The organism is Streptomyces sp. NPDC031132, from assembly GCF_055570595.1.
In genome coordinates this window covers 19,862-40,365 of the sequence record NZ_JBVIGX010000025.1, presented here as the reverse complement: position 1 = coordinate 40,365, position 20,504 = coordinate 19,862, and the positions used below count along the sequence as shown (strand labels likewise).

19 protein-coding genes are annotated in these 20,504 nt (G+C 73.7%); 8 read left to right on the top strand and 11 right to left on the bottom strand.

The features are described from left to right. Positions 1-44 precede the first annotated feature (44 nt). On the top strand, positions 45-1,490 hold the full coding sequence (locus ACZ49B_RS28545) for a WGR domain-containing protein (protein ID WP_468311359.1): 1,446 nt from the start codon (positions 45-47) through the stop codon (positions 1,488-1,490). A 40-nt stretch (positions 1,491-1,530) separates the two neighbouring features. On the opposite strand, the gene ACZ49B_RS28540 is transcribed toward ACZ49B_RS28545, so the two are convergent. Further along, positions 1,531-1,902 (bottom strand): cupin domain-containing protein, encoded by a 372-nt coding sequence (locus ACZ49B_RS28540; protein ID WP_468311358.1) that lies wholly within the window; start codon positions 1,900-1,902, stop codon positions 1,531-1,533. Positions 1,903-2,054: 152 nt separating this feature from the next. Here ACZ49B_RS28540 and ACZ49B_RS28535 point away from each other — a divergent pair, with 152 nt between their 5' ends. Continuing rightward, entirely contained in the window at positions 2,055-2,747 is a 693-nt protein-coding gene (locus tag ACZ49B_RS28535; protein ID WP_468311356.1) for a DUF2293 domain-containing protein, read from the top strand. 10 nt (positions 2,748-2,757) lie between these two features. Here ACZ49B_RS28535 and ACZ49B_RS28530 read toward each other — a convergent pair whose 3' ends face one another. Next, positions 2,758-3,450: a chaplin gene (locus ACZ49B_RS28530; RefSeq protein ID WP_468311354.1), complete on the bottom strand. Its 693-nt coding sequence runs from the start codon at positions 3,448-3,450 to the stop codon at positions 2,758-2,760. A gap of 163 nt (positions 3,451-3,613) precedes the next feature. Here ACZ49B_RS28530 and ACZ49B_RS28525 point away from each other — a divergent pair, with 163 nt between their 5' ends. After that, positions 3,614-4,162, top strand: a complete 549-nt coding sequence (locus ACZ49B_RS28525) for a hypothetical protein (protein ID WP_468311352.1) — start codon at positions 3,614-3,616, stop codon at positions 4,160-4,162. Here ACZ49B_RS28525 and ACZ49B_RS28520 read toward each other — a convergent pair. Both ACZ49B_RS28520 and ACZ49B_RS28515 read right to left on the bottom strand, forming a co-directional pair. Next, positions 4,143-5,348 (bottom strand): SWIM zinc finger family protein, encoded by a 1,206-nt coding sequence (locus tag ACZ49B_RS28520; protein ID WP_468311350.1) that lies wholly within the window; start codon positions 5,346-5,348, stop codon positions 4,143-4,145. The genes ACZ49B_RS28525 and ACZ49B_RS28520 overlap by 20 nt on opposite strands. A gap of 19 nt (positions 5,349-5,367) precedes the next feature. Next, positions 5,368-8,235, bottom strand: a complete 2,868-nt coding sequence (locus tag ACZ49B_RS28515; protein WP_468311349.1) for a DEAD/DEAH box helicase — start codon at positions 8,233-8,235, stop codon at positions 5,368-5,370. A gap of 254 nt (positions 8,236-8,489) precedes the next feature. On the opposite strand from ACZ49B_RS28515, the gene ACZ49B_RS28510 reads away from it, so the two are divergent. Both ACZ49B_RS28510 and ACZ49B_RS28505 read left to right on the top strand, forming a co-directional pair. Continuing rightward, positions 8,490-9,047 carry a hypothetical protein gene (locus tag ACZ49B_RS28510; protein WP_468311347.1) on the top strand — a complete coding sequence of 186 codons (558 nt, stop codon included), beginning with the start codon at positions 8,490-8,492 and terminating at the stop codon, positions 9,045-9,047. A 39-nt stretch (positions 9,048-9,086) separates the two neighbouring features. Further along, positions 9,087-9,347, top strand: a complete 261-nt coding sequence (locus ACZ49B_RS28505) for a DUF6343 family protein (protein ID WP_468311345.1) — start codon at positions 9,087-9,089, stop codon at positions 9,345-9,347. A gap of 7 nt (positions 9,348-9,354) precedes the next feature. Here ACZ49B_RS28505 and ACZ49B_RS28500 read toward each other — a convergent pair whose 3' ends face one another. The 4 genes from ACZ49B_RS28500 to rpsA all read right to left on the bottom strand — a co-directional run bounded on the left by ACZ49B_RS28500 (position 9,355) and on the right by rpsA (position 13,174). Further along, entirely contained in the window at positions 9,355-9,762 is a 408-nt protein-coding gene (locus tag ACZ49B_RS28500) for a tetratricopeptide repeat protein (protein ID WP_468311343.1), read from the bottom strand. Positions 9,763-9,828: 66 nt separating this feature from the next. After that, positions 9,829-10,452: a dephospho-CoA kinase gene (gene coaE, locus ACZ49B_RS28495; RefSeq protein WP_468311341.1), complete on the bottom strand. Its 624-nt coding sequence runs from the start codon at positions 10,450-10,452 to the stop codon at positions 9,829-9,831. A gap of 104 nt (positions 10,453-10,556) precedes the next feature. After that, entirely contained in the window at positions 10,557-11,495 is a 939-nt protein-coding gene (locus tag ACZ49B_RS28490; RefSeq protein ID WP_468311339.1) for a PAC2 family protein, read from the bottom strand. 167 nt (positions 11,496-11,662) lie between these two features. Next, positions 11,663-13,174, bottom strand: coding sequence for a 30S ribosomal protein S1 (gene rpsA, locus ACZ49B_RS28485; RefSeq protein WP_468311337.1), 1,512 nt, complete (start codon positions 13,172-13,174; stop codon positions 11,663-11,665). A 358-nt stretch (positions 13,175-13,532) separates the two neighbouring features. Between rpsA and ACZ49B_RS28480 the strand changes: the two genes are divergently transcribed. After that, positions 13,533-14,381: a class I SAM-dependent methyltransferase gene (locus ACZ49B_RS28480; RefSeq protein WP_468311335.1), complete on the top strand. Its 849-nt coding sequence runs from the start codon at positions 13,533-13,535 to the stop codon at positions 14,379-14,381. Positions 14,382-14,386: 5 nt separating this feature from the next. Continuing rightward, a complete protein-coding gene (locus ACZ49B_RS28475) occupies positions 14,387-17,035 on the top strand; it encodes an ATP-dependent RNA helicase (protein WP_468311333.1) in 2,649 nt (882 codons plus the stop codon). Here ACZ49B_RS28475 and pgfA read toward each other — a convergent pair. The 3 genes from pgfA to ACZ49B_RS28460 all read right to left on the bottom strand — a co-directional run bounded on the left by pgfA (position 17,019) and on the right by ACZ49B_RS28460 (position 19,492). Then, the gene (gene pgfA / locus ACZ49B_RS28470; RefSeq protein ID WP_468311331.1) at positions 17,019-18,020 is read right to left on the bottom strand and encodes a cell envelope lipid trafficking protein PgfA; all 1,002 of its coding nucleotides are present in this window, start codon (positions 18,018-18,020) and stop codon (positions 17,019-17,021) included. The genes ACZ49B_RS28475 and pgfA overlap by 17 nt on opposite strands. 14 nt (positions 18,021-18,034) lie before the next feature. After that, entirely contained in the window at positions 18,035-18,175 is a 141-nt protein-coding gene (locus ACZ49B_RS28465; RefSeq protein ID WP_468311329.1) for an SPW_0924 family protein, read from the bottom strand. Positions 18,176-18,271: 96 nt separating this feature from the next. Continuing rightward, complete coding sequence (locus ACZ49B_RS28460; protein WP_468311327.1) at positions 18,272-19,492, bottom strand: lytic transglycosylase domain-containing protein; 1,221 nt, start codon at positions 19,490-19,492, stop codon at positions 18,272-18,274. Between the two features lie 145 nt (positions 19,493-19,637). Between ACZ49B_RS28460 and ACZ49B_RS28455 the strand changes: the two genes are divergently transcribed. Beyond that, positions 19,638-20,495, top strand: coding sequence for a DUF4184 family protein (locus tag ACZ49B_RS28455; protein ID WP_468311326.1), 858 nt, complete (start codon positions 19,638-19,640; stop codon positions 20,493-20,495). Positions 20,496-20,504 lie beyond the last annotated feature (9 nt).

Sequence of the window (20,504 nt, the reverse complement as noted above, 5' to 3'; positions counted from 1 at the left end):
CGGCGGGAAAGAGCCGTTGGCCCGGCCTTGGGGAGGGGTCTGACGTGGCTCGCGAGACGACGTATCTGGAGCTGTCGCAGGATGGCGGCGGAGCGCACAAGTTCTACGAGGTGACCGTGGACGGCACGGCCGTCTCGGTGCGGTACGGGCGCATCGGCGCGGACGGCCAGCTGCAGAGCTCGTCGTTCCCGACCGTCGAGAAGGCCCGGGCGGCGGCCGCCAAGAAGATCGGGGAGAAGGTCCGCAAGGGGTACGCGCCGGCGGTGGCGGGGCAGCGCGCGGCCCGGTCGGTGACGCGCCGCCAGGTCACCTCCGCTCCGTCGACGGCGCGGGCCGTGGCCCCGGTGCTGTGGCGGTTCCGTACGGGTTCCTCGGCCTTCGGGATCCATGTGGACGAGGACCGCTGCTGGGTGGGCAACCAGGCGGGGGACGTCTACACGCTGAGCCACGGGGGCGAGGTGCTGGCCCGGTACTCGCTGCCGGACGGGGTGAAGTGCCTGGTGGCGGACGAGTTCTGGATATACGCGGGCTGTGACGACGGCACGGTGTACGACCTGTCGTCGAAGGTGCCGTTCGGCGCGTACGACATCGCGGCGGACGTGGACATCTTCTGGCTCGACATCCACGAGGGCGTGCTGAGCGTGTCCGACCGCAGCGGCGGGCTGACGGTCATCGACCACGAGGACGAGTTCCAGTGGTCGCGGCGCTCCTCGGGCTCGAACGCGTGGATGGTCCGGGCGGACGAGCGGGCGGTCTACCACGGGCACAGCCAGGGCGTGACCGCGTACGCGGCGGACGGCGGGGCGCAGTTGTGGCACACGCCGACCAACGGCTCGGTGCTCTTCGGCTGGCAGGAGGACCACACGGTCTACGCGGGCACGGGGCGCAACACCGTGCAGCGGCTGGCGAAGGCGACGGGCGCCGTGGAGGCCTCGTACCGGTGCGACGCCGCCGTGTACGCGTGTGCGACCTCGCCGGACGGCCGGCACGTGTTCGCCGCCGACTACGCCTCCTCGGTGTACTGCTTCGATGCCGACGGGCAGCGGCTGTGGAAGCTGGGCACCGGCGGCGGTTCGGCCCTGTCGATGCAGTACCTGGACGAGCGGCTGTACCTGGTGACCACGGACGGGTCCCTGATCTGCATGGACGCCGGCGAGGCGGCGATCCTCGCGGCCCAGCAGGGCTCGGTGCCGACGGCCGTGGATGTGAAGTCGGCGGCTGCGCTGCCGGTGTTCACCCCGGCGGCTTCCGCCGCGGCGGTGGCGACCGTCTCGGTGGCGGCGGCGCCGGCGGACGGTGTGGTGGTGGAGTGCGTCCAGCAGGGCGGCCGGATGCGGGTGCAGGTGGTGTCGGGCGGCTTCGAGCCCTCGTGGAACGTGCAGTTCCCGCGCGGGATCCGGGAGCCCGGGGCCCGGTACGTGGTGGACGGGCTGCACGCGGCTTCGGGTGGCTTCTACCGCGTGCGCGGGGAGATACGCCGCCTGGTCTGAGCGGGGCGGGGCCGAACGGAGCGGCTCGCGGGAGGCCGGTTCACGCGAAGTCCCCCGAGCAGGAGCACGGTGTTGCGCCGCGCGGGGCGGCAGCAGGTATGGAGAAGGCTTCGCCCTCCGCCAGCGTGGAGGTCACGTACAGCACGACCGGTTCGGTGCCGAGGTTGCGGCCGAGGTGGAGGTGCTCGATGCCGGGCGGCTCGACGAAGCTGGAGCCCGGCCGGTGCACGACGACCGAGTTGTCGTGCAGGATCCGGGTCAGCGTCCCGGACTTGACGAGTGCGATCAGCGGGACGCGGTGGAAGTGCCAGCCGGTGCAGCCGCCGGGTTCTATGACGACCTCCCGGCCCGCAAGGTCCTCCGCGCCGGGCGTGTCCCGCGCAAGCCGCGCCGTCGCCTGCCGTCCAGCCATGTGTGCGCCCCTCCCCCATGGGCATCACGGCCCTACCGCAGCCCCAGCGCCCCACGGTAGAGGGACATCCGGACATCCGGAAAAGATGGCGAAACCTCAACCACCCTTTTCGGCAAGGTGATAAGCCGACCGGACGGCGGTATCACATCGTCATGAGCCTCGTGGTGTTCGAGTCGCCGAAGCAGATCAACTGTGCGGAGTGCCGCCAGGGGCCGCTCCGGCATCTCGTCCGCGAGGCCGGTGTGCCCCGCTGTCTGGACTGCGCCGACCTCGGGCACCTCGTCTACCTGCCGCGCGGGGATGCGGCGCTCACACGACGGGCCCGTGAGGCCAGTTCGCTCTCCGCCGTCGTCGTCCGCTTCAACAAGCGGCGCCGCCGCTACGAGCGCCAGGGGCTCCTGGTCGAGGACCCCGCCCTGGCCCGCGCGGAGCGTGCCTGCCTCGCGGACGCCGAGGCGCGGGCCCGCCGCCGGGAGCGCGACCGGCTGCGCCGCGCGGTCGAGGACACCCGGTTCACCGCTGCCTTCACCGCGGAGATCCGGCGGCTGTTCCCGGGCTGTCCCGCCGAGCGGGCGGCGGCGATCGCCGCCCACGCCTCGCTGCGCGGCAGCGGCCGGGTGGGCCGTACGGCGGCAGGCCGGGCCCTCGACGTACAGGCGGTGTCGGTGGCGGTCCGGGCGGCGGTGCGGCACACCGACACCGAGTACGACGCCCTGCTGATGGCGGGCGTCCCGCGGTTCGCGGCCCGGGCCCGGCTGGCGGCGCGGATCGACGCGATCCTGGACGGCTGGCGCACTCCCCCGCCACCCCCGCCCCCGCCGCACGCTTCGGGCCCCGAGCCGTAGGCCCTGCGGCCTACTGGAGGCGGAAACGGCGGTAGAGCAGGACCCCGCCCAGCAGCAGCGCCCCGCCGCCCGGCAGCAGGTAGCCGGCGCCGTCGGCCCCGGTGTGGGCGAGCGCCGGGCCGTGCTGCGGCGGCGCGGGCGCGGTGACCGACGGCGCGGACGGGGTGACCGAGGGCGCGGACGGGGTGACCGGCCGCTCGACGACGGGCGGCTGCTGCGGAGGCTTCCCACCGCTGGGCTCCTCGCCGTTGACGGAGGTGTTGCCGGTGGAACTGTTGCCGATCCCGACGACGCTGACCGCGTTCCCGCTGATGTTGACCGGGACGTCGACCGGGAGCTGGATCCCGTTGCCGGACAGCAGCCCCGGCGAATCCTTTCCGCTTCCTTCGGCACGGGCTCCCCCGCCCTGGCCGGTCCCGTTCCCGCTCCGGGTCCCGGGTTTCGCGGGATGCGAGGACACGGACCCTGGACGCCCGTCGCCACCGCCCCCGGCCTCGTTGGCACAGCGGTTGCCCGCGGCCGAGTTGAGCAAGCCGACCACGCTCACGGTGTTGCCGCACACGTTCACCGGGGTGTGCACCGGCAGCTGCACCAGATTCCCGGACAGCAGCCCCGGAGAACGCTCGGCCTTCCCGCCCGCGTCCGCATCGGCGTAGGCGAACCCGCCGACACCCGCGACCGCCAGTCCACCTCCCGCAACCACCGCCGCGATCAAGCCATTCCGACGACTGTGTCGCATCAGCTTCCCTGCCTTCTGGAGGAGTTCACGGGTGCTGCACCCGCACCGGAAACAACGCCGTAAACCCATTCGGGTTATAGAGCAGGTAGGCATTTCACTCCATCGTGTACTGGGTAGTCCCTTGTTCATGACCGATCGCCCGCTCCTGCTCCTCGACGTGGACGGCCCCCTCAACCCCTTTCGGTCCCGCCTCGCCGGACTGCGCGGATACACCAGTCACCGGATGCGTCCGGCCGGCTGGATGTCCCACCGGGACCCGGAATCGCGCAGCGCCCGGCGCGGGCTGCGGGTCCGCCTGCACCCGTCGCACGGCGTCCGTCTGCTGGCCCTGCCCTACGAACTCACCTGGGCCACCGCCTGGATGCACGAGGCCAACACGATGATCGCCCCGCACATCGGGCTACCCGGTGATCTACCCGTCATCGAGTGGCCGGAACTCTTCGCCGACGACCCGGACGGACTCTTCTGGAAGACCCGCCCGCTCCTCGCCTGGGCCGCGGGCCGGCCCTTCGCCTGGGTCGACGACATGATCACCCCCCAGGACCGCGCCTGGATCGCCGCCCACCACCCGGCCCCGGCGCTCCTCCTTCGGATCCACCCCCGCCACGGCCTACGCGCCCGCGACTTCACCACGTTGACGCGCTGGGCGGCCGAGGTCAGTGGCGGAGGGCGGTGAGAGGGTCCGGGGAGGGGGTGCCCGTGGGCCACCAGTCGTCGCTGCCCGGGCGGGACTCGTAGGCGTACCAGAGGCCGTCGCGGCCCAGGCGGAGCTGGCGGGTGTGCGCGGTGAGGCGGTTGCGGTCGGGGCGGAAGGCCCCGTGGGAGGCGGCCAGGAGGGCCGGTCGGGCCCGGTCGAAGGGGCCCGCCGGGGGGTCCCAGGGTTCCTCGAGGGCGGCGAGCGCGGGCAGGCCGCCCTGGCGCCAGGCCGCTGCGGCCCGGGCCAGGTCGGTGGTGGTGCGGCCGGTGGCGCGGGCCAGGTCCCGGTAGAGGGTGCGGGCCGCGCCCGTGAGGCCGGCCGTGTGGTGCGCGGAGGCCAGGCGGACGGCGTCCTGCCAGAGGGTGAGGCCGGCGATCGGGTCCTCGGCGGTGGTGAGGAGCGCGAGGGCGCGGGCGGCGGCGTCCGTGGCGAGCTGGTCCAGGGCCAGCGGGTCGGGCGCTGCCGGGTCGGCCGGGTAGGCGGGCGGGAGGCCCACGGCCGCGGGAGCGGCCACCGGGGCCGGCAGCAGCGGCAGGCTGGTGCGGGCCAGCGCGGCGCGGGCCGGGACACCGGGGAAGTCCGGTGCGGCGTCGGGCTGTTCGCGGGCGGCGTGGGCGGCACTGCGGCGGGTCAGCTCGTCGAGGAGCTCGCGCTCGCCCCGGCCGCGCAGGAGCAGCAGGACGAACGGGTCCTCGTCGAGGAGGCGGGCCGCCCGGTAGCAGAGGGCCGCGGCGTGCTTGCACGGCGGACGGGCGGTGTCCGGGCAGGAACAGCGCGGGACGAGCTCGCCCGCGCCGGGCAGGACCGCGCCCGCCAGCGACTGCGGCACCTCCCTCTCCAGCAGGCCGGCGAGGGCCGTGGGGTCCGCGGCCACCTCCTCCAGGAGCTCGCTCCACTCGGCGTCCGGGAAGGGGCTCAGGGCCAGTTCGGTGCGGTACGGGCGGGCCCGGCTGCCCCGTACGTACGCCACGATCCGGCCCGGGGTGACCGTGACCGCGTCGACATGGCCCTCGGCGGCGTACGCGCGGCCCCGGGCCAGGCGGGCCGGGTCGCGGGACACCCCCTCGAGCGCCGACACCCAGGCCCGGCCCCACCAGCTGATGGCCTCCACCCCGGCGGGCACGGTCTCGAAGGTGCGGCGGCGGTCGTCCCGAGCGGTGATCATGCAGACCTCCACGCCGTGCTCATGCAGGCCTCCGCAGGGAGACGAGGTCGGCCAGCTCGCGGTCGGTCAGCTCGGTCAGCGCCGACTCCCCCGAGCCGAGCACGGCATCGGCCAGGGCCCGCTTCGCCTCCAGCATCTCGGCGATCCGGTCCTCCACGGTGCCCTCGGCGATGATCCGGTGGACCTGGACGGGCTGCGTCTGGCCGATCCGGTAGGCGCGGTCGGTGGCCTGCTCCTCCACCGCCGGGTTCCACCACCGGTCGAAGTGGATGACGTGGCCGGCCCGCGTGAGGTTCAGCCCCGTGCCCGCCGCCTTCAAGGAGAGGAGGAAGACCGGGACTTCACCGGACTGGAAGCGGTCCACGAGCTCCTCGCGGCGCGGCACGGGGGTCCCGCCGTGCAGGAGCTGGTGGGAGATCCCCCGGGCGGCCAGATGCCGCTCGATGATCCGGGCCATCGTCACGTACTGGGTGAAGACCAGAACCGAGCCGTCCTCCGCGAGGATCGTGTCGAGCAGCTCGTCCAGCAGGGCCAGCTTGCCCGAGCGGTGCGGGATCCGGGGCTGCTCCTCCTTCAGGTACTGCGCGGGGTGGTTGCAGATCTGCTTGAGCGAGGCCAGCAGCTTCATGATCATGCCGCGCCGCTCGATGCCCTCGCTCTCCTCGATCACGGCCATCGCCTCGTCCACCGCGGCCTGGTAGAGCGAGGCCTGCTCGCGCGTGAGGGAGACCGGATGGTCCGTTTCCGTCTTCGGCGGCAGCTCGGGGGCGATCCCCGGGTCCGACTTCTTGCGCCGCAGCAGGAACGGCCGTACGAGCGCGGCCAGCCGGGCCACCGCCGCCTCGTTGCCCCCGTCCTCCTCCTGCTGGTGCTCCACCGGGCGGGCGTGCCGGGCCCGGAACGCCGTCAGCGGGCCCAGCAGCCCCGGCGTGGTCCAGTCGAGCAGCGCCCACAGCTCGGACAGGTTGTTCTCCACCGGGGTGCCGGTCAGCGCCACCCGGGCGGGCGCCGGAATCGTGCGCAGCGCCTTCGCCGTCGCCGAATGCGGGTTCTTCACGTGCTGCGCCTCGTCGGCGACGACCATGCCCCAGGGCTGCTCGGCCAGCCGGGCCGCGCTCGCGCGCATCGTCCCGTACGTGGTCAGCACGAATCCCCCGGCCAGCCCGGCGAGGCTGCGGCTGCCGCCGTGGAAGCGCCGCACCGCGACCCCGGGCGCGAACTTCTCGATCTCCCGCTGCCAGTTGCCCAGCAGCGACGCGGGGCAGACGACGAGCGTGGGCTCGGGGCGGTCCCGGTGCAGGTGCAGCGCGATCAGGGTGACGGTCTTGCCCAGGCCCATGTCGTCGGCGAGGCAGCCGCCGAGGCCGAGCGAGGTCATCAGGTCCAGCCAGGCCAGGCCGCGGCCCTGGTAGTCGCGCAGGGTGGCCTTCAGCCCGACGGGCTGCGGCAGCGGGGCCAGCTCGCCGGTCAGCCGCTCCCGCAGGGCGGCCAGCGCGCCCACCGGAACCGCCTCGACCGGTTCCCCGTCCACCTCGGCCGTCCCCGTCAGTACGGTCGCCAGCGCATCCACCGGGTCCAGCAGCCCCAGCTCCCGTTTGCGCGCCTTGCGCACCAGCTCGGGATCGACCCGAACCCACTGGTCGCGCAGCCGCACCACGGGCCGGTGGGCCTGCGCCAGTGCGTCCATCTCCCCCGGGGTGAGCCGGTCGCCGCCCAGCGCGAGCTCCCAGGAGAAGGCGAACAGCTGCCCGGCGTCGAAGAACGCCGTGCCGTCGGTGGCGGAGCCCGGCGCGGTGGACCGTACGACCGCGGTCGCGGACAGCGTACGAGCCAGCTCCCGCGGCCAGTGGACCACGACCCCGGCGGCCGCGAGCCGGTTCGCGGCCCGGCCCAGCAGGTCTTCGAGCTCCGGATCGGAGAGGGCCAGCACATCGGGCACCGGCTGGTCCAGCAGCCGCAGCAGCGGCGGCCAGACCCGGGCGGCCCGGCGCAGCGCCAGTACGGCGTCGATCCGGGCGCGCGGACCGAAGCCGGCGGCTGCCGCACCGGCCCACAGCAGCCCGGCGTCGGTGACGAGGGTGGGGTCGGCGAGGCTGTGGACCTGGACGACGGCGGCGCCCGCGCGCCGGATGTCCTCCGCGTCCGCCCCGCCCGCCGCCTCCGCCTCCTCCGCCCCGTCGAAGAGGCGGAAGGAGGACAGGTCGAGCCGCAGCGAGATCCCCACCCCGGCATCGGCGCCCGCCGCGACCTGCGCGGCCCAGTCCTGTATCCCGGGCACCCGCTGCGGCTCCTGCGCGGCGAACGGCCGCCCGGCGGCCAGCGGCGCCGCCGGGGTGCGGGGCAGGCTGTCGGCGACGGCATCGAGGAACGCCCGGACCAGGGCCTGCGGATCGGGCAGCTGGAGCGGGCGGCGGCCGGGCAGCGGGACTGCGTACCCCTCGTACGGGAGCGCGGCGGCCACCGCCCGCAGGTGCCCGACGTCCTCGGCGTCGAGCGGGCCGGCCCGCCAGGCGTCGACCCCGTCGGGGGTGACCCCGGGGAGCAGCCGGCCGCGGGCGACGAGCGCGAGGGCGTGGAGGGCGGCGGTGCCCCAGGCGCGGGTGGCGGGGTGGCTGGCGGCGCCGCGGGGGGCGCGGGCGAGCAGGGGCAGGGCGTCGGTGACGGAGAGGCCGACGGAGGGGACGGTACGGGTACGGATCCCCTGGCCGTGGGGGCGTACGACCGTGAGCGGGGCCGGTGTCCCGACGCCTTCCGGGAGCGCGTCCCCGTCGGGGGCCCAGAAGGCGAAGCGGGCCTCGCGCGGGACCGGGGCGGGGAGGAAGACGGCGGGGTGGCGCAGGAGGGGGGCGTGCGGATGCGGCTGCTGCCGTTGCGGCTGCGGTGTCACGGTGTGCCTCCCCTCGCCCTCGGTGCCGTCAGGTCAGACGGATCCCGTCTGCCGTCGAGTCTAGGTGCGGACACTGACAATGCCGCTGAGCTGGGCAGATACCGGCTCCGGGGCCGCTGCGCGGCGCTTGCGCCCGCCCCGGACCCCGCGCCTCGAACGCCGACGGGGCCGGGTAGGGCGGGTGGGCTGAAACGAGGGCGATTCGGGAAGGGATGACACACGGCCCTTACCCATGAAATCGGGGAGAAACGACCATGCTCCAAGGCCTCGCCGCTGCCGTCGCGCTCGTGCTCACCGCTCCCGGATTCCTCGGCGCCGCCGATCTGCCGCCGCATGCCGGCTCGCCCTGGCATGCCGGCAAGGTCACCCAGGGGCTGCCCGAGGCGGCGCCCTTCTGCCTGGACGGGGTGCTTCCGGCCACCGGCAGCTGGCATCGGAGCTTCGGGACCGACCTCGACACCGGCGCCGTGCAGATCTCCGTACGGGCCTCCTCCGACTCCGCGGCCGCCCGGCTGACCCGCACCCTGGAGCGCCGGGTCGCCGCCTGCGCCGCCGACTGGCTGCGGGAGCACCCGGACGGGAAGGCGGCCTCGAAGGACTACGGCGTGCTCCCCGTCGAGGAGGGCGCCCACGTCTACGGGGTGCACACCTCGATCCCGGAGTCCGAGCCCGGCGTGCACCTCTTCGGCATCGGACGCGACGGCTCCACCGTGACCGTCGTCCAGTGGGGTCGGATGGGCGACCTGGGCGACGCCCCCGTCGCGGCCTTCAAGAAGACGATCACGACGGCCGTGAACCGCCTCGATCCCTGACCGCCGAACTGGTGGGACCATGGACCTGAGGCGATGGTCATGCGTTCAGGAAACGAGCCGGTGACCGCCCGCAGTCCGCTGCGGCTGCGGTTCTGGCTGAGCCTGTGGGGGCTGATCTGGGCCGTCGCCGGGACGGCCGCGTTCTCGCTGGTCGGCCGTCCCGGGTGGGCGGCCGCCTGCGGCGTGCTCGCGGTGCTCGCCGCCGTGGACCTGGCCGTGGTCCTCCACCACATCCACCAGGGCCCGCACTACCAGCCCGGCCCGGACGTCCCCCCGTACGAACCTCCCCACAGCCGGTGATACCGGCTCAGTCCTCGAAGCGGGCCGCTGCCAGGTAGTCCGGCCGGGGGTCCAGGGCGGCCGCCAGGCGGAAGTGCTTGCGGGCCTGTTCGGGCCGGCCGGAGCGCTCGTGGGTGCGGGCCAGTGCGAAGTGCGCGAAGGCGTTGTCCGGCTCCCGCTCCAGCACCAGTTCGAACTCCAGCCTCGCCGGACGCAGTTGGGCTGCGGCGAAGAAGGCGCGGGCGCGCAGCAGCCGGGCCGCCGTGTTCTCCGGGTGCGCGGCTATGACCGAGTCGAGCAGCTTCACGGCGCCCCGCGGGTCCCGCGCGGCCAGCAGGTGCTCGGCGGCCCGGTAGTCGATGACGTGCGTCTCCGGCGACGATCCGGACGGCGGAGGCGGCTGCGACGGTACGGGCTGCGGCGTGGTGTCGGACACGGTCTGTTCCTTCCCTCTGCAGGCGCGTTCAACGCCCCGCGCCCCGCCCGCTATTCCATGCGCACGTCAGGCACCGGCCGTGTCGGCTGCTGCCGCCGCCGCCCGCTCCTTGAGCTCCGCCCACACCTTGCGCACCTGCGGCTCCAGCGCCTCCAGCGGGCCGTCGTTGTCGATCACGAGCGTGGCCACCGCCAGCCGCTGCTCCCGCGTGGCCTGCACGGCCATCCGGGCCCGCGCCTCCTCCTCGGCCATCCCGCGCAGCGCGGTCAGCCGGGCCAGCTGGGTCTCGGGAGCGGCGTCCACCACGACCACGAGGTCGTACAGCGGCGCCAGGCCGTTCTCCGCGAGCAGCGGTACGTCGTGCACCACGATCGCGTCGGGCCCTGCGGCGGCCTCCAGCTCGGCCGACCGGGCCCCGACCAGCGGGTGCACGATCGCGTTGAGGGTCTGCAGCTTCGCCGGGTCGGCGAACACGATCGACCCCAGCTTCGGCCGGTCCAGCGCCCCCTCCGCGCTCAGCACGGACTCCCCGAAGGCCGCCACGACGGCCGCCAGCCCGGGCGTACCGGGCTCCACGACCTCCCGCGCGATGCGGTCGGCGTCCACGACGACCGCCCCGTACCCCGCCAGCAGCCGCGAGACCTCGCTCTTGCCGGCACCGATTCCGCCCGTCAATCCCACCTTCAACATGCCCAGCACACTAGACCCCGCCCCCCGGCGCCCGTACAGCCCCCCGGCCCGGCCGAATCGGCCGCCGGTCCCTGGGCCCCCGTGCCCCCGCCGGAGCGGACCCCTCAGCCCTCGCCCTCGCGCTCCGCCAGGAACCGCTCGAACTCGCGGCCGATCTCGTCCGCCGACGGGATCTCCTGCGGCTCGGCGATCATGTTGCCGCGCGTCTCGGCGCCGGCCGCCGCGTCGTACTGGTGCTCCAGCCCCTGGACCAGGGCGACCAGCTCCTCGTCGCCCTCGCGGATCTGCCGGTCGATCTCCGTCTGGGTGCGGTGTGCCTCGGTGCGCAGCGCGTGCGCCACCGCCGGCAGGACCAGCCCGGTCGCCGCCGTGATCGCCTCCAGCACCGTCAGCGCGGCGTCCGGGTACGGGGAGCGCGCGATGTAGTGCGGTACGTGCGCGGCGACGCCCAGCACGTCGTGCCCGGCCTGGCCGAGCCGGAACTCCACCAGGGACTCCGCGCTGCCCGGCACCTGCGCCTCGTCGAACGGGCTGCGGTGCCCCGGCATGAGGTCGGTCCGGTTGCCGTGCGGGGTGATCCCGACGGGCCGGGTGTGCGGGACACCCATGGGGATGCCGTGGAAGTTGACCGAGATCCGGACGCCGAGGCGTTCGACGATCTGCCGGACGGCGACGGCGAAGCGCTCCCACTCCACGTCCGGCTCGGGACCGGAGAGCAGCAGGAACGGGGCGCCCGTCGCGTCCTGGACGAGGCGCACCTCGAGCCGGGGCTCCTCGAACTCGGTCCAGTGGTCGCGCTGGAACGTCAGCAGCGGGCGCCGGGCGCGGTAGTCGATCAGACGGTCCGCGTCGAACCGGGCCACGACCTGGTGGGGCAGGGTGTCGAGCAGCCGCTCGACGATCTGCTCCCCGGCCTCGCCCGCGTCGATGTACCCCTCGAAGTGGTACAGCATGACCAGCCCGGCCGAGTCCTGGGCGAGCGCCAGGTCCGCCACCGCCAGGCCCTTGGCATCCCATTCGTACAAACCCTGTGGATCAAGCACCGCCACCACTCCTCCTCGCCGCCTTCTCAGCGAAGAACGTCCAAGACGGCTGCTGCATTCCCCAGTTGGCCCCTTTCGCAGGAACCGGGAACGCAACAAGGCCCGCCCCCCTGAGGGGACGGGCCTTGCTCTCAGCTCAGCTCACACCGGGGTGTGATGCGCTGCGATCAGCTCTGGCCGCCGGCCAGCTTCTCGCGGAGCGCGGCCAGGGCCTCGTCGGAGGCCAGGGCGCCCGAGGTCTCGTCCGACTCCGAGGAGTACGAACCACCCGAGATGCCCGCACCACCGGCGTTGCCACCGGCGGCCGGGGCGGCAGCGCCCTCGGCAGCGGCGGCCTCGTCGGCCTCGCGGCTCTTGATGACCTGAGCCTGGTGCTGCTCGAAGCGGACCTGCGCCTCGGCGTACTGACGCTCCCAGGTCTCGCGCTGGGTCTCGTAGCCCTCGAGCCAGTCGTTGGTCTCGGGGTCGAAGCCCTCGGGGTAGATGTAGTTGCCCTGGTCGTCGTAAGACGCGGCCATGCCGTACAGGGTCGGGTCGAACTCGACCGACGCCGGGTCGGCACCGAAGGACTCGTTGGCCTGCTTCAGCGACAGCGAGATCCGGCGACGCTCGAGGTCGATGTCGATGACCTTGACGAAGATCTCGTCGTTGACCTGGACGACCTGCTCCGGGATCTCCACGTGGCGCTCGGCCAGCTCGGAGATGTGGACCAGACCCTCGATGCCCTCGTCCACGCGGACGAACGCACCGAACGGAACCAGCTTGGTGACCTTACCCGGGACGACCTGACCGATCTGGTGGGTCCGGGCGAACTGCTGCCACGGGTCCTCCTGCGTCGCCTTCAGCGACAGGGAGACACGCTCGCGGTCCATGTCGACGTCGAGGACCTCGACGGTGACTTCCTGGCCGACCTCGACAACCTCGGACGGGTGGTCGATGTGCTTCCAGGACAGCTCGGAGACGTGGACGAGACCGTCGACGCCACCCAGGTCCACGAAGGCACCGAAGTTGACGATCGAGGAAACGACGCCGGAGCGGACCTGACCCTTCTGCAGGGTGGTGAGGAACGTCTGGCGGACCTCGGACTGGGTCTGCTCCAGCCAGGCGCGGCGGGACAGGACCACGTTGTTGCGGTTCTTGTCCAGCTCGATGATCTTCGCCTCGAGCTCCTTGCCCACGTAGGGCTGGAGGTCGCGGACGCGACGCATCTCGACGAGGGAGGCCGGCAGGAAGCCGCGGAGGCCGATGTCGAGGATGAGACCACCCTTGACGACCTCGATGACGGTACCGGTGACGATGCCGTCTTCTTCCTTGATCTTCTCGATCGTGCCCCAGGCGCGCTCGTACTGGGCGCGCTTCTTGGACAGGATCAGACGGCCTTCCTTGTCCTCCTTCTGGAGAACCAGGGCCTCGATCTCGTCGCCAACCTTGACGACCTCGTTCGGGTCGACATCGTGCTTGATCGAGAGCTCACGGCTCGGGATCACGCCTTCGGTCTTGTAACCGATGTCGAGCAGGACCTCGTCCCGGTCGACCTTCACGATGACGCCGTCGACGATGTCGCCGTCGTTGAAGTACTTGATCGTCTCGTCGATCGCGGCGAGGAATGCTTCCTCGTCACCGATGTCGTTGACCGCAACCTGCGGGGTGGTGGCGGTGGTCTCGGTGCTGCTCGTCATGTGGGTAAGGGCTCCGGTTACGGACAGAAAGTCGTAGGTACTGCTACGCCGGGAGCCCTTATCGGCATCTGCCGAAGAAGCCGGACAGCCAAGGAAGCCCATGCTCCGCCGTGAAGCGGACCGGGCCTCGAGAACCGAGGGGTCATCAACAGATGCAAGCGCAGCCTGCTAGGTCTGAGGAGCACAGGCTCGCAGCGCAACTTGTAGCATACGGGGGCAGCCGGACAGGGTCAATGCGCGAAGGCGCACACCCCGGGCGGATCACCGCATAACCGGCACAATTCGTGGGCGGGCGGGCGCCGATGGCGCTTCCCCACCTCGTTTCGAACTCTTTCCGCAGACTACGACGACAGGCCCCATGAACCAAGAGGACTACGCCCCCGAAGAAGCGTACGAGGCCGATCTCGGCGCCGGCGACGACGCCGAGGCCACCCGGCGTGACGCCGACGATGCGGAGAGCAGCCGGGCGAGCCGCGGCTGGTGGGACCGCAACGCCGACGAGTACCAGAACGAGCACGGAGCGTTCCTCGGGGACGACCGCTTCGTCTGGGGGCCTGAGGGCCTGGACGAGGCGGAGGCCGCGCTGCTCGGCCCGGCGGAGTCCCTCAAAGACAAGGACGTCCTCGAGATCGGCGCCGGCGCCGCCCAGTGCTCGCGCTGGCTGGCCGCCCGGGGGGCCCGCCCGGTGGCCCTGGACCTCTCCCACCGCCAGCTCCAGCACGCCCTGCGCATCGGCGACGACGTCCCCCTCGTCGAGGCCGACGCCGGCCGGCTGCCCTTCCGCGACGGCTCCTTCGACCTGGCCTGCTCCGCCTACGGGGCCGTCCCCTTCGTCGCCGACCCCGTCAACGTCATGCGCGAGGTGCACCGCGTCCTGCGCCCCGGCGGCCGCTGGGTCTTCTCCGTCACCCACCCGATCCGCTGGGCCTTCCCCGACGAGCCCGGCCCCGAAGGGCTCTCCGTCGCCGCCTCCTACTTCGACCGGACCCCGTACGTCGAGCAGGACGAGCAGGGCCGCGCCGTATATGTGGAGCACCACCGCACCCTCGGCGACCGGGTCCGCGACGTGGTGGCCGGCGGGTTCCGCCTGGTCGACCTGGTCGAGCCGGAGTGGCCCTCCTGGAACACCCAGGAGTGGGGCAGCTGGTCCCCGCTGCGCGGCAACCTGATCCCCGGCACCGCGATCTTCGTCTGTGTGAGGGACTGACCGACGTGACCGCGATCCGCCAGGCCGCCCTCGACGCCCTTCCCGTACGGGGGGCCGTGCCCGCATTGGTCTCCGCGCTGGACGCCCACGGCACGGCGGTGCTCTGCGCCCCGCCCGGCACCGGCAAAACCACGCTGGTGCCGCTGATCCTGGCCGGGCTGGTCGGCGGCGGGCCGCGGCGCCGGGTCGTCGTCGCCGAGCCCCGGCGGATCGCCGCCCGGGCGGCGGCGCGCCGGATGGCCTGGCTGCTGGGCGGGGCGGTCGGCGGCCAGGTGGGCTTCACGGTGCGCGGCGAGCGGGCCGTGGGGCCGGGAACCGTGGTCGAGGTCGTGACCACCGGCGTACTGCTCCAGCGGTTGCAGCGCGACCAGGAGCTGTCCGGCGTGGACGTGGTGGTCCTGGACGAGTGCCACGAGCGGCACCTCGACGCCGACACGGTCGCCGCGTTCCTCCTGGACGTACGGGAAACCCTGCGCCCGGAGCTGCGGCTGGTGGCGGCTTCGGCGACGACCGATGCGGCCGGCTGGGCCCGCGTACTCGGTCACGGCCGTCCCGGCGGCGCGCCCGTGGTGGAGGCCGCGGGGGTCGCGTACCCGGTCGAGACGGTCTGGGCCCCGCCGCCGCGGCCGGTGCGGCCCCCGCACGGGATGCGGGTGGACCCGGCGCTGCTGACGCACGTGGCCTCGGTGGTGCGGCGGGCGCTCGCGGAACGCAGCGGCGACGTCCTGTGCTTCCTTCCCGGCGTCGGCGAGATCGCCCGGGTCGCGGGCCGGCTGGGCGGGGTGGAGGCGGAGGTGCTCCAGATACACGGCCGGGCCCCGGCGGCGGTCCAGGACGCGGCGCTCTCCGTCGCACAGCACCGCAGGGTGATCCTTTCCACCGCCGTGGCGGAGTCGAGCCTGACCGTGCCGGGCGTACGGGTGGTCGTGGACTCCGGGCTGGCCCGCGAGCCCCGGGTCGACCATGCCCGGGGGCTGGGCGCGCTGGCGACCGTACGGGCGTCCCGCGCGGCCGGACGCCAGCGGGCGGGCCGGGCGGGGCGCGAGGCGCCGGGCGCGGTGTACCGCTGCTGGGCGGAGGCGGAGGACGGCCGCCTGGCGGCGTTCCCCTCTCCCGAGATCCGGATCGCGGACCTGGCGCAGTTCGCGCTGCAGGCCGCCTGCTGGGGCGACCCGGACGCGGCGGGCCTGGCGCTGCTGGACCCGCCGCCCGCCGGGGCGATGGCCGCGGCGCGGGAGGTGCTGGTGGCGGTGGGCGCGCAGTCCCCGGCGGGCCGGGTCACCCCGCGCGGGCAGCGGATGGCCCGGCTGGGCCTGCACCCGCGCCTGGCCCGGGCCCTGCTGGACGGCTCCGCCGCGCTGGGGGCCCGCCGGGCGGCGGAGCTGGTCGCCCTGCTGAGCGAGGAGCCGCCGCGGGAGTACGGGGACGACCTGGCCGCCGCCTGGCGCCGGGCCCGCGCGGGCGGCGACGCGTACGCCGCGCGCTGGCGCACGGAGGCCGAGCGCCTGCGCCGTGCCGTACCGGACCCCGCGGGGCCTTCCCCCACCCCGCCCCTCCCCGCAGCGCCGATCAGCGGCTCCGCCGCGGACGAGGCTCCGCCCCGGACCCCTTCGGGGGCTCGGAGCAAGGGCGGGGCGGGGGAAGGCTCCCTCTCCGACGATGCCGCCGCCGGGCTCGTCGCAGCGCTGGCCTTCCCTGAGCGGGTCGCCAAGGCCCGGAGCGAGGGGGCCTTCCTCATGGCCGGCGGTACCGCCGCCGAGCTCGGCGACGGGTCGCGGCTGCGGAACGCGGGGTGGGTGGCCGTCGCCGTCGCCGACCGGGGTCCGCATTCCGCGTCCGCCCGGGTCCGGCTGGCCGCCGTCCTCGACGAGAACACCGCCCGGGCCGCGGCCGACCACCTGCTGCAAGCCGGCGAAGAGGTGCGCTGGGAGGACGGCGACCTCGTCGCCCGTTCCGTGGAACGGCTCGGCGCCATCGAGCTGGCCGCACGGCCGCTGCGGAACCCCGACCCGGACCTCGTGCGCGAGGCCCTCCTCGACGGCCTGCGCAGCGAAGGGCTCGGCCTGCTGCGCTGGTCCGCGGACGCCCTCGCGCTCCGGGCCCGGCTCGGCTTCCTGCACCGGACGCTCGGCGGCGCGTGGCCCGACGTGTCGGACGACCGTGCCCTGCTGGCTCGGGCGGGCGACTGGCTCGAGCCCGAGCTGTCGCGGGCCCGGCGCCGGGCCGACCTCGGGCGGATCGACGCCGGGCAGGCGCTGAACCGGCTGCTGCCCTGGGCCACCGGCGAGGCCGCCCGCCTCGACGAGCTGGCCCCGGAGCGGATCGAGGTGCCCAGCGGCTCCCGCATCCGGGTGGACTACTCCGCCGAGCACGAGCACGGGCACGGGCAGCCCGTCCTCGCCGTCAAGCTCCAGGAGATGTTCGGGCTGGCCGAGACCCCGAAGGTGGCCGGGGTGCCCGTGCTCGTGCATCTGCTGTCCCCGGCCGGGCGGCCTGCGGCCGTGACCGCCGACCTGGCGTCGTTCTGGCAGGGCGGCTACCGCGCCGTACGCGCCGAGCTCCGCGGGCGCTACCCCAAGCACCCCTGGCCGGAGGACCCGGCCACCGCCGAGCCGACCCGGTACACCAACGCCCGGCTCAGACGACAGCAGTGAGCCTCGTGGCGAGCCCCTCCCCGTCCTCCCTCTCGCCGCGGCGGCCGCGGGCCTCCAGCCACAGCGCGAGCCCGAGCAGTACGAGGGCGCCGGCCGCGAGGCCGATCGGGGCGTACGTGTGCAGCGCGAGGACCTTCGTACGGTTGGACTCGACCAGGTCGACGGTGTAGTCGGCGTAGTCCTCGCGCATCTTCACGTGCCCGGCGAAGACGGTGAGCCTGCCGTCTGGTGCGCCGGCCGCGATGCCGCCGCGCATCTCCTGCTCGATGATCTGCTCGGCGTTGACGGGCGCCCCGGTGACCGGGTCGACCCAGAACATCGCCTTGACCTGGTACCAGAGGCTGGTTCCGGTGCTCTGCTCGAACGTCGCCGGGTCGATGCCCTCGATCGGCATCTTCTTCGGGAGCGAGACCTTCGTCCAGGGGACGGTCTGCTCGTAGTAGTAGACGTTCATCCCGCGGTACGTGCGCGGGCCGACGTAGTGGATGGGCGAGGCGGTGCGGGTCTGCGCGTCGAAGTAGAGGTAGTCGCGCGGCTCGGTGAAGAACGGCCACTTGAACTCGATGCCCTCGCGCCTGACCGGGTCCCCGTCCACCGCCTCGCCGGTGGCGTGCACCGGGTCCTGGGTGTGGGCGTCGAAGATGTAGCGCTCGGGGATCTGGGAGACCATCTTCCCGTCCGGGCCCATGATGTACGACAGCGTGTCCCAGACGACGACGTCCTTGCCGGCGCTCGCCTCGATCTCCTTCGACGCCTCGACGTTGCCCTTGAGGGTCTGGACGATGGTGACCTTGTCGACCTTCTTCGGCTGCATGCCGGCGGTGTAGTCGAGGAGGGTCGCGTCCTTCGCCTCCAGGACCATCTCCTGGTACTGGTTCGGCGGGATCTTGGCGAGCCGGGGGTACGCGTACCAGCGCAGCAGCGGTGCGAGGGCTGCGCAGAACACCGCCAGGGCAAGCAGGACGAGGCTCGCTCTGCGTCGCATGGCCGGGCCTCCTCTTACTTTCCGGGCGCGGCGGGCGCGGTGGTGAGAAGCGGCTTGGGCGAGGTCTTGCCTTCCGGCACCCCGAACGCCGTGACGGCGAACACGAGGGCCAGCGCGGCGGCCAGCCCGATGGCGGCGGCGACGAATGCGCGCATGCCGGGCCTCCGGAATCTGATTGGGCGTCAGGCTGTCAGGGCGGAGGCACCGTAGCAATGCGGGGGCGAGATGAGAACCTTTCGGCCAGGACCCCCTCAGGGGGTGTGGGACGGGCTCGCAGTGGGCGTTGGCTTGGCGCTCGGGCTCGGCGTGGAGCTCGGGCTCGGCTTGGCGCTCGGGCTCGGCTTGGCGCTCGGTGTGGGGCTGGGCGTGGCGCTCGGCGTGGGGCCGGGCCTCGGCGACGGGGGCACGGTCGCCGTCGGGCTGGGTGTCGGGGTGGGGGTCGGCGTATGGGTCGGCTTCGGGCTCGGCGTGGGCGTGGGGGAGGGTGTCGGCGCCGGGCTCGGGGTGGGCGTCGGGCTCGGTGTCGGCGTGGGTGTCGGGCTCGGGGTGGGGGTGGGCGTCGGGGTGGGGGTGGGCGTCGGGCTCGGGGTGGGGGGCTCGGCGCCGGTGCCGTCCGGGATTTCGTGCGTTCCCTCGAGGTAGTACGTGAACCACGACTTCACCGTGTGGAGGTACTCCGCGGACTGGTTGTACGAGAGGACCGCGCGGTCCAGGTCGGCGGGGAGGCGCAGGTCCCGGGTGCCTGCGCAGAGGTAGCGGGCGGCCGCGAGGGAGGCGTCGTAGACGTTGTTCGGGTTGCGGCGGCCGTCGCCGTCCGCGTCCTGGCCCCATGCCGCCCACGTGGACGGGATGAACTGCATCGGGCCGACCGCCCGGTCGTACGCGGCGTCCCCGTCGTACGCCCCGCCGTCCGTGTCGCGGATGTTCGCGAAGCCGTTGCCGTCGAGCACGGGGCCCAGGATCGGCCGCAGCGTGGTGCCGGCGGCGTCCACGCGGCCGCCGCCCGCCTGCCCGGACTCGACCTTGCCGATGGCCGCGAGCAGCTGCCAGCGCAGTCCGCATCCGGGGTCGGTCTCGCCCACCTTCTTCTCCGCCAGCCGGTACGCCGCCAGGACGGTCGCCGGTATCCCCTGCTCGCCGGCGCCCATGGCCACCGGCTCGTTGCGCGCCGCGCTCTCCGCGGTCGTCGTACCCGGTTGCGCGGCCGGGGGCTCCTGCGAGGGAAGCGCTGCCGGGGGCTCGGGGCTGGGCAGGGGCGGGAGTTCGGTGAAGTAGGCGGCGTCACCGCCGGAGTCGGCCGACTGCGCGCCGTCGTCGGCAGCCGCGGATATCCGTTCCCCCGGCGGTCCTTGGGAGGCGGTCACCGCGGCGGCCACGAGTGCGCAGATCAGGGCCGCGGCCCCTCCTTTGCGCAGCTCGCGCAGCGTGCCTGCGAACCGAGTCGTCTTCCGGGCCGTCTTACGAGCCGACATGAGCCGGGTCCCCTCCCCCTCGACGTCGGCGTGACCCTATGTCAGCTCCCTTCATACTGCACGGATCGTCGTTCGGATTTCACGAGTTCCCCACGTGCTCCGGACCCATTCGGGACGCATTGGCCCGAAGTAAGGAAGAGGTGCCATGCCGTTCACCCTCAGCCATGCGGCCGCCGTCCTGCCGGCCGTCAGCCGGGCGGGCCGCGCCCGCGGGCCGCTGGTCGCGTCGGCGCTCGTCCTCGGGTCGTTCGCGCCCGATACGTTCTACTTCGCGGACGCCGTCGTCTCGGGCGTCTGGCCGTACGGGGAGTTCGCGCACTCGCTGCTCGGAGTGTTCACCGCGGACGTCGTTTTGGCGGCCGTCCTCGCGGCGTGCTGGCTGCTGCTGCGCGAACCGCTGATCGCGCTCCTGCCGCGCCGCCGTCAGGGCCGGACCTACCTCTTCGTACGGGGTGAGGACTGGCGGGGCCGCCGGCCGGCTGCGCTCGCGCTGTGGTTCTACCTGTCGGCGGTCGTCGGCTCGCTCACGCATGTCGTGTGGGACAGCTTCACTCACCCGCACCGGTGGGGGACGGACGCGCTGCCCCTGCTCGGCGAGCCGTTCGCCTTCGGGCTTCCCCTCTATTCGTTCGTGCAGTACGGGACTTCGGCGGTCGCGGCCGGCGCCTTGGTCTGGTTCACGGTGACCGCGCTGCGCCGGCTGCCCGACCGCGCCGCCCCCGCGTCCGTGCCGGTGCTCGGGCGGGCGGAGATGCTGGGCGCGGTCGCCCTGGTCGCGGTGTGCGTGGGGGTCGGGGTGACGATGCGCGTGCTGCGGTTCTTCACGTTCTTCGACCGGATCCGCACCCCGCTCGACATCATTCCCACCGTCTGCTTCGGCGCGGGCGGCGGCCTCGCCGTGGGCCTGTTGCTGTACGGGGTCCTCGTACGGCTCCTGCAGCGGCGCGAGGCGTCCCGTACGGAGGAGGAGGACGACGCGCGAACGCCCGTCCCCGCCGCATAGCGGCTTGCG